Below are 12,798 nucleotides of genomic sequence, written 5' to 3'. Positions count from 1 at the left end.
TCAACTGATATAGAAATATACAGTTCATATACTTGTCCTTGCTAATACTTTGACCCTCCAAACGCCGAGATGGCTTTGTCTGGAGGGTCTTTTTTCTTGCTAGGTTGATATAGGAAGACCGGCACTGTCGTAATCTTGCTCTCCTATTTTACAGGGCTGCATAAGGCGAACCGAATCGTTTATACTGGCGGTATGAGGTGATTGACTGTGGACCAGACATTATTCGAGCGTATCTATGACTCCGTTTTGCGGCGCGAGCCGACCTATGACGGCGTATATTATACAGCGGTGCTGACAACACATATTGTATGCCGCCCTTCCTGCCGGGCGCGAACGCCGAAGGCGGGCAATGTTGTGTTCTATGATTCGCTGGAGAAGGCGGTAGCCGCAGGATTCCGGCCCTGCAAAAGATGCAAGCCCGAGGAAGGCGGTGTGCTGCGGCCGGATGCGGTGCTGGCAGCCCAGGCGGATGAGCTAATGGCAGATCGGTTTGGGCAAAAGATGACGCTGCAGTCACTGGCTGAACTGCTAAGGGTCAGTCCGTTCCATCTGCAGCGGACCTATAAGCGGGTCACGGGCCGCTCGCCTGCCGAAATGTTGGATCAACTGCGTGTTGAGAAGGCCTGCGCGCTGCTGGCGGACACGGAGCTTGCGGTTGCCGAGGTGGGCCAAGCGGTAAGCTTTCGCGGGCCATCCCATTTTGCCGCATGGTTCACGCGGAAGATCGGCCTTTCGCCAACTGAGTACCGCAGCCAAATCCAAGGAGGGATTTCTAATGAGTGAAATCACGATTTATCGTCATGCCCTGAATTTGGGGAATAGAGACTGGACCCTCTGGGCCAGTGACAAGGGCTTAATCCGCCTGTCTTTTGGGAGAGAAGAGAAGCTCCCTGAGGGAGCATGGCTGAAAACCTACGCTCCGCTGTACCGTTATCAGGAAGATCAGGCGGTGTTCGCGCAGCTTGGTATTATCTCGGAGCTGGAGCGTTACTTCGCGGGGATTCCGGTCAGCTTCGAGGGCATTCCTCTGGATATCTGGGGAACTCCGTTTCAGCAAGCGGTCTGGAAGGGACTGGCTTCTATTCCGCATGGTGAGGTGATTACCTACCAGGAGCTTGCCGGCAGAATCGGCAGACCGCAGGCGATGCGCGCGGTAGGAACGGCTAACGGGCGTAATCCGCTGCCGGTTATTCTACCCTGCCACCGGGTCATCGGAGCGAACGGCACATTGACCGGCTACCGGGGCGGGCTTAAGCTGAAGCAGGAGCTGCTAACACTGGAAGGCATTACGCATGTGGGGGCGGCAGGACATGAACGATTTGCTTTTTGAGCTGCCGCTGCCGGAATTTTTCGACTTTGACGTGTGTCTGGAATACTTGAACCGCTCGCCGCTTGAATGTCTGTACCGGACGGACCGGGAGGGAGTGACCCGGTATTTCAACCTGGACAACCTGCCGGTCCTTATCCGGCTGACGGTCCCGGAAGGGAGCAAACTGCGGGTAACACTGCTGCATGGAACCACTCCGGGGCCAGCAGCACAGGAGTGGCTGGCCCGCTATATTATGGAATGGTTCGATCTGGAGCGTGACCTTGCGCCGTTCTACCGGGTGGCGGAGGCCGACCCGCTGCTGCAGCCCTTGGCCGTGCAGCATAGGGGCCTGCGAATCGTCGGCATTCCGGATTTGTTCGAAGCGTTATGCTGGGCCATTCTGGGTCAGCAGGTCAATTTGGCTTTTGCCTACAGGCTGAAGCACCAACTGACCGCGGCATTTGGGAAATCGCTGGAGTGGGAAGGGCAGACCTACTACGAATTTCCGGCACCGGAGGTATTCGCGGAGGTGGAGCTTGAGGAGCTGTGCGCCCTGCAGCTAACCCGCAGTAAAGCGCGGACTGTGCTGGAAGTGGCTGCGCTGATCGCAAGCGGCGGCTTAAGCCGCGAGGATCTGCTGGCGATGCCATCACCGGAAGCGGCCGAGCAGCGGCTGCTGCAGATCCGCGGTGTCGGTCCGTGGACCTCGCAGTACGTTCGGATGCGCTGTCTGAACGATACCACAGCATACCCGGTGGGGGATGTCGGGCTGCAGAATGCGGTCAAATTCCTGGCCGGCATGGACAGAAAGCCAACCCCGGCAGAGCTTTTGCAGCTGTCGGAGCCCTGGCGCGGCTGGGAGGCCTATGCCACCTTTTATTTGTGGCGGGCGCTGTATTAAGTTTTAAACAAAATTTAAACAGCCGCCGCTCCGGATTTTAACCTGAGGCCCCTACAATGAATGAGAAGTGTATGAGATGAATCATCTTCATTCACCAATCTTGTTTAAGGGGCAATGAGTTCAATGAAACCGAAGAGAAAGTTCAAATTCCTGAGAGTAATCAGGAACATCATACTGTTTTTAGGTGCAATCCTGCTTATAATCGTGTCGGGTAATGGTGTAATGACAATGTATGAGCATAAGCAATATCCGGCATGGGGCCAGTATGTTGAAGTGAAGGGAAAGAAAATGCATGTGTACACGAAGGGAACAAAGGGCAACACCCTTGTAATGGTACCCGGACTGGGGACAGCCGCGCCTGTGCTGGATTTTGAACCTTTGCTAAGCGAGCTGGCCAAACAAAATAAAGTGGTAGTTGTAGAGCCCTTCGGATATGGCTGGAGTGATCTGACCAATGAAAAACGAACTGTGGAGAACATAGTCGAGGAGCTGCGCAGCGCATTGCAGCAAGCGAACATCCAAGGCCCATACACGCTTTTGCCGCACTCAGTATCCGGCATCTACAGTATGTATTACGCCAATAAGTACCCCGATGAAATCCAAGCGATTGCCGGAATTGACATCACCCTGCCGCAGGCTGTGGAGTATTTCAATGAAGCTGTACCTCAGATGCCCACATATATGAGCTTGCTTGCACCCAGTGGTCTGGCGAGACTTGCAACCTTTATAGCTCCGTCAGATGTCTTACCGGAAGCGGCTGAAGGCACGTATTCTGACGAGAATATAAAGTTGACCAAAATGATTACAGCCTGGAAAGCGTACAATAAAAACGTAGTAAATGAAACCAGGGAACTGGGGCATAACATCAACACAACGAAGGAGCTGACCTTTCCGTCCAATCTGCCTGTGATGATTTTTACGACTGAGACGGACAAGGTAAGTGAAGACGGCAGATCCAATATTACCTTCTATCAGGAGCAGTTCAAGAATGTACACACCCATCAGCTCATCACATTAAAAGGGCATCATTATCTGCATTGGACGCACTATAAGAAAATAGCCGAGGATGTGAATGCATTTTTAAGTGCCTCCCTGGCCAGGTAACCTCTTCAATTTTTGTCGCTGTAATGCCGCCAAAACCCATCATCCAAGCTTGTCATCCGGGCAACTAATCAATTCTTCGAGCATCGGTCCGATGTCAGACGGTTCCGTCGGTGTTTCGAATCTGGCCTTCACCTGGCCGCTGCGATCAATTAGAAATTTGGTGAAATTCCACTTGATTCCGTCTCCGGCGTATATCTCCGGGTGCTTTTCCTGTAAAAAGTCCTGCATCCATTGACCACTTGAGGTCTGAGTATCATAACCCTGAAAGGGGGCTTGCCGGGTCAGATATTGAAATAAAGGATGAGCAGATGGACCTCTCACCTCTATTTTTTCAAACAACGGAAATGTAACTCCAAAGTTGGCCTCACAAAATTCCTGCACCTCGCGGCTGCTTCCCGGCTCTTTTTCGTTGAACTGGTCGCAGGGAAAAGCGAGTATTTCGAATCCCTGCTCATAGTAACTTTCGTAAAGCTTTTGAAGCCCGGCGAACTGACGGGAATAGCTGCATCTGCTGGCAGTGTTGACAATCAGGAGGACTTTTCCGTGGTACGCCGATAATTCAATAGGGTTACCGTTAATTGTCCTTACTTCAAAATCATAAATTGACATCACATTTCCTCCTCAGGCTAGTTTAAATACATATTATAGCCAGAAGGTTTATTGGTCTAATATATAAATGAAATAAAACTCATAGGTAAGGACTATATCGGAAAAAGGGCTTGCTACAGTAATAAACAACGCCTACAGCGAGCAGTAGTGAACCGCGCGTTGTAGGCGTTGTTGCTTGAAGCGTTTAATGTACTTTGTCTGAACCTCCCCTATTGTGCTCTTCTTAATTCCAGCTCCGCTATAATCTCATGATGCGGCTTCTCCCATTTGTACATGAATGCCAGAATGAGAATGGATAACAAGCACAGTGCGATCGGAAGCCAGATAAAGCTGATTTCGATCATGCGAAGTGCGGAGGAAGTCTGCGTCTGGTTCGCAACATAGCCCCCGGCAGCCAGGAGCCAGGCCGGAATAGCACCACCGAGGCCTGAGCCTAATTTAATGGCAATCCCGGATGCGGTTGAAGCCAGCAAGCCCTGGGCGCGAACACCCGATTTCCATTCACCATAGTCGACAGTGTCCGCAATCAAGGCAAACAGCAGGCCCACAGGCAGCCCCAAGCCAATCGCACCAATGACCGTACCCGTTAGCAGCATGAAGGTGCTCTGTTCGCCCAGATAAATAATGAATTGACCCAGCATGCAGACGGTCATACCGATGATCATCAAGGTTTTCTTACTGAACTTTTTAGACAGAAAAGGCACAAAAATAATTCCTACCAGGGTTAGCGATCCCAGCGTATTTACTGTAGTTACCATATCCGGCTGATTCAGGTTGTAAGTAATATAATAAATACCGGAAGACAGCTTAATCACATACAGGATGAAGAACACCACGCCTACCAGCACCCCGGCGAACCAGGGCAAATTGCCCTTGATCGCTTTAATGCTCTCCTTAACTGGCAAAGATTTACCGCCCGATTTATCCTGTACACGCTCTCTGGTGTTAAAGAACGTAATCAGGAACATGACCAGCCCCAAAATGCCGAACAGAATCATCGTATGAAAGAAGCCCTTCTGCTGATCGCCATTTCCGAAGAATGCCACAAGTGGCAATAAGGCCAAGTTCACAATCAAGCCGCCAAATTGTCCGCCAAACATCCGGAAGCTGTTAGCTACGGTTCTTTCCTGGATGTCACTGGACAGGCTAGGAAGCAGCGTGGTCAACGGGTTGTTCACCGCCGTGTACAGAATATTAGATGCGATATAGAAAATATAGGCATAGGCCAGCTTGCCGGAAGCACTTAGCTCAGGGCCCATAAACAGCAATGTTGTTACGATGGCAAAGGGGAAGCAGGACCACAGAATCCACGGACGTGATTTCCCCCAACGGGTATGTGTCTTGTCTATAAGAATACCGAAAATGGGGCTGTCGATCATATCAACAAGGCGTGCTACCAGCAAGAGTGTACCTACAGCCGCAGCTCCAATTCCATATATATCGGTAAAATAGTACGTCAGATACGTCGTAACCACCGCATAGATCAAGTTCGAGGCCGTATCTCCCAGACCGTAGCTTACCTTTTCCAGTAAGGATAACTTATGATTTGATTCTTCTCTTTTTGCCATTGTGCATCCTCCAGATGTGAGCGTTTTGTATAAGCCTTATAAGCGAATACTTCCTTGAATCAAATCCTTCTCAGCACTGCTGTTGCCGATGTATACCTCATAGTCCATATGCTCAAGCTCCCACTGATTTGTGGCTGGGTTGAACCATTTGATTTTTTCAATCGGACAAGCGATTTCCACTTTCGTTGATTGTCCCGGCTTCAGCGTCATCCGCTTAAAGCCGCGCAGCACCTTCACCGGACGATCCACCTTGGAATTGCGGAAGCCGACATAGAGCTGCAGCACTTCATCTCCGGTTACACGTCCTGTGTTCTTCACCTCGCATTTGGCGACAATTTGATCATCAACGCCGGCAAAGTCTGCATTGGAGATGGCAAAGCTGGTATAGGACAACCCGAAGCCGTATGCCAAGGATGGCTTGATTCCTTCCTTGTCCAGCTTGGTGTATCCATGGTAGTATTCATATTTTATTTCGCTCGCATCCCAATCCACCTGAGGGAGATGACTTTCACTCGTTGGTACGACAAAAGGCAGTTTACCGCCCGGATTCACATCACCGAACAAGGTTTTTGCGATCGCTGTGCCGCCTTCCATGCCTGGATAATACGCCATCATAATGGCAGATACAGATGACTTCCATTCCTCGATCATGATCATGTTGCCACCAATTAGCACGACAGCGGACTGTTTATTCAGCGGTCCAACCGCATTAATCAATGCAACATCCTTCGCATGCAAGCCAAGGCTGATCTTGCGGTCCCCGCCCGCTTTGAGATCCGCATCTTCGTTCGTAACGGATTCCCCTTCATCATCGTGGTCGTAGCCTACGACGAACACAACTGCATCCGAAGTCTTCGCCAACTGCTTCGCCTGCTCCAGATCATCGCCGTTATTGAAGACCACTTCGGCACCAGGCAGCAAGCGCTGAATTCCTTCCAGTGCAGTTACAACATAAGGAGGGAACACGCGGCTTGAGCCATGGTCGCCGATATTGCCGATGTTGCCAAGCTCTCCAATGACAGCTACGCGCTTTGTTGCGGTCTTGGAGAACGGCAACACTTGCCCATCATTTTGCATCAGAGTCATGGACTTCTCGGCAGCTTCCAGCGCCAAAGCGATATGCTCAGGCGATGTGATCAGGTCCTTGCTGTATACAGCGCCTTGATCTGCTTCCGTAAACGCAAGCATCGTACGTACGATCCGGATTGCCGCGGCATTGATCTTTTCTTCACTAACCTGACCATTTCTGACGGCTTCCACCAGCTTGTCACCAAAAAACTTGGTATGGCACATTTCAACATCCATACCGCCATTGGCAGCCTCTACCGTATCCTTCACGCCCCAGGCAAAATCACTGACAACAAAGCCGTCGAAATCCCATTCACCCTTCAATACTTGATTCAGCAAATAGTCATGATGTCCGCAATGAAGACCGTGGTACAAATTGTACGCACTCATCACACTGCCCGCGCCCGCATCGATGCAATCCTTGAAGTGCGGCAGGAAAACCTCGCGCTCCGTACGTTTATCGGCCAGAACACTCACCTTGAAGCGTGCCCACTCCATGCTGTTGAACGCATAATGCTTCACGCAAGCGATTACATTTTCTTCCTGTACGCCTTTGACCAGGGACGAGCCCATCACACCGAGATGGAACGATTCTTCGCCATACACCTCCTGGCTTCTTCCCCAACCGGGATTATACGGGAGATTAATGCAAACGCCTCCAAAAAAGTTGCCGCCTTGCGCATGCACCTCCTTGCCTATAGCATGTCCGATGCGTTCCTCCAGACCCGGCTCAAAGGAGGCTCCTCTAGCCATAGCCACCGGAAAACAGGTGCTGTTGCCGGATACCACCCCGCGTGGTCCGTCCACGAACTTCAATTCCGGCACACCTAGTCGCTCATTGCCGCCTGCCGGATAAGGTCTCCAGTTGTAATGTCTGACTTTAAAGTCCTCCAGCATTTCTTCCATGGATACCTGGCCGCTCATGAGATATACTTTTTCTTCCAAACTCATTTGCTTTACAACTTCTTTTGCTTTTGCAGTGTAGGATAAACGAAACTGTTTATTTGCTTTCATGGTGATTTTCCTCCCGTCATGAATTTGCAGTATTTATAAAACCGCTTTCAAATTTGAGATTTTATAAATATCATTGCTTAAAGTGTAGTCCAATTCGAATCGTAATTCCTTCCTGTTTCTTTGGTGAAGCATAGGGAAGAAAGCGCACTCTTAATTGATTTGAACCGAATATCAGAAAAAAAGCCAAGAAATCACCCATAAAAAAACAGGGGATTTCTTGGCTCAGTTGTACAGCTTATTCAAGGTCAGGCATTCGATGCCATGAACCGGGACATGCAGGGAAAACTGAAAATCACCTTTCAGGGCAACCTGCCTAATTCGCAGCATCGGCCTGGAAATGTTATTGAGATATTCCGTCTCTTCATCATTTAGATCAACATATTCCCCCATCCGAACCCATTCGTCATAGGCCGACCCATGGGTTCGGTTCAGGCTGTATTGCTTGCATTTATAGGTTCCATAAATGTTTTGTAGGTGAATATCAACCGATAAATCACTGGATTCCTCAAAATTATGGTAGATTTGCTGCTCTTCCTGCTCGCCTCTCACATATAACTGGTTAAGATAAGTGTGGTTATACACCAGAATCTGAATGTTATCCCCTTGCCGCGTTATAATGTAATTTTTTCCCTTGGCGGTTACCAGACTACCCAGCTTGGACAAAAATACGAAAGCATAATAGGCTGATTTCTTGATGCCCTCCGTATTGACCAGACCCGTTCCTCCGTAAAAGGGTGCATTCTTGATATCCCATTCATAGAGAATGTCCGAGGCTGACAGAAAGCCGATCGCCCCAGCACTCGCCGCCGATTCGTCAAGCATATTATCGATAATAAATGTCGCCATAAATGCCGTGTCGTGAAGTGAATTGGTGACATCCCAGCTAAGGTTCCAGCGAGTGACGATAAATTCAACGTCTTCCGGATAGTGCGTTCTCAGCATCCGGTGTGTCCTGACCAGCACATGCTTGGTGTGATTTTTGGACTCGTATTGAAAGGGAATAGATTGAATGTCTACCGGCTCTGCGGAAGAACGCTCCCCCCATTCGATAAAATCGATCTGGTTATGGTAAATATTGCAGCTATAAAAATCAATCGGCACCGCATGATCTTGGCAATATTCCAGCAGCCGCTCCGAGGGCTGATCATTTGTATGGAAGTTCTCAGCCGCAGGCCCCACCTTGATCGAGGGAGAAATCCCCTTAATCAGCAGCGCCGTCTGTCTGTACAAATCAAAATACTGCTCCAGCGTGCCGCTCCAGTGGATATCATATACCGGAAACTCCGTCCATATCTGGACATACCATGTGGATACGCTGTCCAATCCATACCGGTTAATGCAATTCGTAATAAAGGATTGCACCAGCGCCAGCCACTGGCTCATTTCCTTCGGGGGTGAGGTATTGCCCTGATAGTTGAAGAAGCTGGTGCTTTTGCTGGCAAAGGCGAGCGGCATATAGCTCAGACAAATAAAGGGCTTGACCTCAATATCTTGTAAATAGTCGAGGATATGATTAACGAATTTCCAGTTGAATTTTAATCTGTCATGATCCTTCTGGATGATATCCATTTCCTGATTGAAAATCCCCTCAAACCGGATATATTCGACCGGAATGTCTTCCTTCATCTCCTTAATCTGATCGCGCATGTTTTGATTCAGCAATGTATTGGCTGAGCCGATGTTCATCATCTTGCTCCAGACCGGCTTCAGCTTATATCCCCCGGACTGGATATCCTTGACTATGGAAACCTGCAGCGTATTTTTTTCTAGCATGCCGGATTCAATCAACTGCGAAGCATAATCGTGAATTTTGGCCTCGTGTGCAGCCCCCGTGTAAGGAGTGCTTCCGGGAGCACTTGATTCCTGCCAACGTCTCTTTAACTGTAGCGGCGTTGCGTCAAACTCACGCTTGATCGCCTTGTAATAGCTCTTCTCATCGCTAAAGCCGGAGGACAGGGCGATGTCCATGATCGAAGCATTCTGGGATTGCAGCAAATATAAAGAATATTTGATTCGTATCTGCTCCAGGTACGCTTTGAACGTGATACCAATATTTTTCCGGAAAATGTCGGACAAATACGAGGAATTGTAATGCTGCTCCCGGGCGATTTGATTCAGGGTTATTTTTCCTTTGAAATCCCGTTCAACCCGGTTCAAAATTTGCCGGACAATGCTGACATCCTGTGAAGAAGACGGAGTGTCCGGGTCCATCCGGTGCGCTGGCCGGGTAAAACGAGAGGTCAGATAACCTAAGAGACGGAGATCCTCCTGATGTCCTTGGCGGTCTGTATGATATATAGAGTTGAATAACTGGCTAAGCAAAATACGAATAATATCATAGGCCTTCTGATTATCTTCACTGTTTCTGAAAGACCTCACATCAAAGTACAGATCGTAAAAGTCGGGATTGTATTTGGAGAGGAACAGGCTGTCCAGATGGACCTGGATAAAATGCGTGTCCGGCACCTGCGGAATAACGCGATGGGACTCCAAATGATTAATGAGCAGAAGATCGTTATCGTTCAGATCGTAATCCTGCCGCTTGATCGTCACCTTTAGCCTTCCTGCAGTGAGCCAGATCAGCTCCAGGCCCGAGTGTTGATGGAATTGCCCGGCATGGTCTTCATCGAAGGCGAAATATGCCGGACACCCCGGTAGATACGGAATGTGAGTCAGAGAATAGTTCAAATCAACACCCCCTTAATAACTCATTATAACCAACCGGGATGCAGTTAACATAGCGGATCATTCCCAGCAAATTTCGCCCTGCTTGTGATACGGTTCACATGTTGCTTGTTAAAGCTTCTGAAGCAACTCTTCCCCTTTAGTCTGTATATATCTATACATTCCTATACATATCGCTACCATAAGAATTCCAACACCTAACAAGATGAGGTTACCATTTACATTAGTCAGAAGAAGGGATATACCGAATGGTAATAACAGACTAAGGATTCCTATGAACATAGACACCATGACCGCTGCACTCTGTTTTACCACCGTAACTTCGCTTGTCCACTCCAGATTAGGTAATTTCAAATTAACAATTACGCCCATCATCGCTGAATAACAAGCATATATCAAAGGGATAACAAGCAATAATAAGCTTTCGGTCCACCCTGTATGCAGCGATATTATAAGCAGCACACAACTCACAACCAAGACCGGTAATGTAATGGTGAGATTCACGGCAACCTTGCTAAGCAATATGCTTTGTTTCGACACGGGTGAGCTTTTTAGTATCCATAAATGCTTACCCTCAAGAGAAATGGAGCTTGACGTTGTACAGCTTAAAGTTACAAATAAGGAAACTATGATTGGAGCCAGCGTACTCAGATATTGTGATAATTGTGGAATTTCGATCAGTTCCCCTAGCTTCTCCGAGCTGACAAACAATAAAGCAATCGACATCACCAGTAATAAAATCATGCCAATGCTTGTATTCAGCACATAAATAGAAGAACTAAAATATCGGCCTAACTCTTTCTTGTACAGTGCACGAAATGGAGATGATACGGCTAACGGCTTCATTATATATTTACTGCTTGCATGACTGGTCATTAGACCTGTATGAATAGCTTTATATCTTGTACCTAGCACAGCGGCAAATATTATAAAAGAAAGTACGGAAATCGCAGTAAATAATAACAATGAGCTTATCCGATACGAGCAAACAGCATCTATATACATGGCTGTCAGGGGATACAGCTTAAATATCATATCTGCCAGCCCAGTCCCCATATCAGCTAATGCCTGCTCGTTCCCGTTCAGAGTAAATGAACCAACCATGAATGCAATAATTACAGCAAAGGTTAATACAAGGCTGATCATCCGGCTCGCTTTAAACCGGGAGGAGAACCAGCTAATGAATGAGCCAATAATAGTTGCGGCAATAATCGGCAGTAACGGAATCAATAAGAGCGTCATTAGAAAAAACAGATAAAATAACGCCCCAGGAATCACTTTTATAGCATAAACTATACCGGCTGGCAGCATGACCATCACAGTAAAAAACAAAGTCAGCACATAGAGCTGGAGAACACGGCTTGCGACAACATGACTCGTCTTTATAGGCAGCGACATAACCAGATCGTAGTCCTTATAGCTGAATAATACACCGCTTGCCTTATAGATCGTAGTAAAGAACCCTACAATAGAAGTGATAGCCATCATAATGGCAAGCAACAGGTCCATCCGCCCGATTTGTTCAAAAGTCAGTGCCATCATGAAGCTGTAGCCAAATGAAACTACTGCTATCATGAGCACACCCGCCAGAATCCCGATGCTCAGTAGAAGCAATTTGCGTCTTTCCCTAACATCTTTCGTATGTAAAGCCTTATTCAAGCCAAATGAAGAAAGTAACTGCAGCTTCGCTAATCTCCAAGTATTAATCATTGTCTATCAACTCCATGAATACATCCTCCAGGCTATTCTCGCCCTTTACAACTTCGGTCTTGCCGTGGGCTACCAATTGGCCCGCCTTGATAATCGCTATCTTATTGCAGAGCTTCTCGGCCACATCCAGCACATGTGTTGAGAAGAAGATGGCGCTGCCATGGCTGCACAGATCCACCATGATTGTCTTTAACATGTGAGCAGCCTTTGGATCAAGTCCAACAAAGGGTTCGTCTAGCACTAACAGCTTTGGTTTATGAATGAGAGCAGAGATGATCGCAAGCTTCTGCTTCATCCCATGAGAATACGATGAGATCATATCACCCAAATGGGCCGTAAGCTGAAAAGCATCGCTGTATTTTTTGATGAGCAGCTCACGATCCGCTTTGGATACGCTAAAGAGATCGCCAATAAAATTCAAGTACTGTATGCCGGTAAGATGATCGTATAGATCCGGGTTATCAGGAATATACGCAATACTCGCCTTGCAAGCTACCGGATCCTTCTTAATGGAGATACCGTCAATTTCAATATCCCCTTCTTCAAAATCAAGCACACCAACTACTGCCCGGATGGTTGTTGTCTTTCCTGCACCGTTATGTCCGATAAAGCCATAGATATCGCCTCGCTCGACCACTAAATTCAAGTCATTTACTGCCTTTTTACCACCCTTATAGCTCTTGCTAAAATGTTTTATGGTAAGCATTTCCATTCACCTCTCCTTTGGAGTATGCGGTTCTAACGTAATATTGATAATACGTTTAGCCTATGCCAATCGTTCATTTATTTCTGATCGAAAAAAGCGGAGTGTTTTGTGTTTTTACTTCGAG

The 12,798-nt window shown here is 47.9% G+C and carries 10 protein-coding genes; 4 read left to right on the top strand and 6 right to left on the bottom strand.

Features of this window, described 5'->3' with window-relative positions; translation table 11 throughout:
- Positions 1–207 precede the first annotated feature (207 nt).
- The 4 genes from ACX1DY_RS22415 (at position 208) to ACX1DY_RS22400 (ending at position 3,314) form a co-directional block, all read left to right on the top strand.
- Positions 208–783, top strand: a complete 576-nt coding sequence (locus ACX1DY_RS22415) for a bifunctional transcriptional activator/DNA repair enzyme AdaA (RefSeq protein WP_458966414.1) — start codon at positions 208–210, stop codon at positions 781–783.
- Positions 776–1,330, top strand: coding sequence for a methylated-DNA--[protein]-cysteine S-methyltransferase (locus tag ACX1DY_RS22410; RefSeq protein WP_458966413.1), 555 nt, complete (start codon positions 776–778; stop codon positions 1,328–1,330). The genes ACX1DY_RS22415 and ACX1DY_RS22410 overlap by 8 nt, the downstream gene beginning before the upstream one ends.
- Positions 1,311–2,210: a DNA-3-methyladenine glycosylase family protein gene (locus ACX1DY_RS22405; protein WP_458966412.1), complete on the top strand. Its 900-nt coding sequence runs from the start codon at positions 1,311–1,313 to the stop codon at positions 2,208–2,210. Before ACX1DY_RS22410 ends, ACX1DY_RS22405 begins: the two co-directional genes overlap by 20 nt.
- A 123-nt stretch (positions 2,211–2,333) precedes the next feature.
- On the top strand, positions 2,334–3,314 hold the full coding sequence (locus ACX1DY_RS22400; RefSeq protein ID WP_458966411.1) for an alpha/beta fold hydrolase: 981 nt from the start codon (positions 2,334–2,336) through the stop codon (positions 3,312–3,314).
- A 39-nt stretch (positions 3,315–3,353) separates the two neighbouring features.
- Here the strand turns inward: ACX1DY_RS22400 and ACX1DY_RS22395 are convergent, their stop codons facing one another.
- The 6 genes from ACX1DY_RS22395 to ACX1DY_RS22370 form a co-directional block, all read right to left on the bottom strand.
- Complete coding sequence (locus ACX1DY_RS22395; RefSeq protein WP_458966410.1) at positions 3,354–3,923, bottom strand: glutathione peroxidase; 570 nt, start codon at positions 3,921–3,923, stop codon at positions 3,354–3,356.
- A gap of 209 nt (positions 3,924–4,132) precedes the next feature.
- Positions 4,133–5,491, bottom strand: coding sequence for a glycoside-pentoside-hexuronide (GPH):cation symporter (locus ACX1DY_RS22390; protein WP_458966409.1), 1,359 nt, complete (start codon positions 5,489–5,491; stop codon positions 4,133–4,135).
- A gap of 36 nt (positions 5,492–5,527) precedes the next feature.
- A complete protein-coding gene (locus ACX1DY_RS22385; protein WP_458966408.1) occupies positions 5,528–7,573 on the bottom strand; it encodes a beta-glucosidase family protein in 2,046 nt (681 codons plus the stop codon).
- Between the two features lie 222 nt (positions 7,574–7,795).
- Positions 7,796–10,261, bottom strand: a complete 2,466-nt coding sequence (locus ACX1DY_RS22380; RefSeq protein WP_458966407.1) for a GH39 family glycosyl hydrolase — start codon at positions 10,259–10,261, stop codon at positions 7,796–7,798.
- 108 nt (positions 10,262–10,369) lie between these two features.
- Positions 10,370–11,968 (bottom strand): ABC transporter permease, encoded by a 1,599-nt coding sequence (locus ACX1DY_RS22375; RefSeq protein WP_458966406.1) that lies wholly within the window; start codon positions 11,966–11,968, stop codon positions 10,370–10,372.
- Complete coding sequence (locus tag ACX1DY_RS22370) at positions 11,961–12,674, bottom strand: ABC transporter ATP-binding protein (RefSeq protein WP_458966494.1); 714 nt, start codon at positions 12,672–12,674, stop codon at positions 11,961–11,963. The genes ACX1DY_RS22375 and ACX1DY_RS22370 overlap by 8 nt, the downstream gene beginning before the upstream one ends.
- Positions 12,675–12,798 lie beyond the last annotated feature (124 nt).

The organism is Paenibacillus sp. BAC0078 (assembly GCF_054483875.1).
The sequence above is the reverse complement of the archived record's forward strand: the minus strand, read 5'-3'. Positions and strand labels throughout refer to the sequence as shown.

What these genes read in the sequence shown, in the direction of transcription:
- ACX1DY_RS22375 (WP_458966406.1), bottom strand. Translation starts at nt 11,968, where the DNA reads ATGATTAATACTTGGAGATTAGCGAAGCTGCAGTTACTTTCTTCATTT.
- ACX1DY_RS22385 (WP_458966408.1), bottom strand. Translation starts at nt 7,573, where the DNA reads ATGAAAGCAAATAAACAGTTTCGTTTATCCTACACTGCAAAAGCAAAA.
- ACX1DY_RS22395 (WP_458966410.1), bottom strand. Translation starts at nt 3,923, where the DNA reads ATGTCAATTTATGATTTTGAAGTAAGGACAATTAACGGTAACCCTATT.
- ACX1DY_RS22405 (WP_458966412.1), top strand. Translation starts at nt 1,311, where the DNA reads ATGAACGATTTGCTTTTTGAGCTGCCGCTGCCGGAATTTTTCGACTTT.
- ACX1DY_RS22400 (WP_458966411.1), top strand. Translation starts at nt 2,334, where the DNA reads ATGAAACCGAAGAGAAAGTTCAAATTCCTGAGAGTAATCAGGAACATC.
- ACX1DY_RS22390 (WP_458966409.1), bottom strand. Translation starts at nt 5,491, where the DNA reads ATGGCAAAAAGAGAAGAATCAAATCATAAGTTATCCTTACTGGAAAAG.
- ACX1DY_RS22410 (WP_458966413.1), top strand. Translation starts at nt 776, where the DNA reads ATGAGTGAAATCACGATTTATCGTCATGCCCTGAATTTGGGGAATAGA.
- ACX1DY_RS22370 (WP_458966494.1), bottom strand. Translation starts at nt 12,674, where the DNA reads ATGCTTACCATAAAACATTTTAGCAAGAGCTATAAGGGTGGTAAAAAG.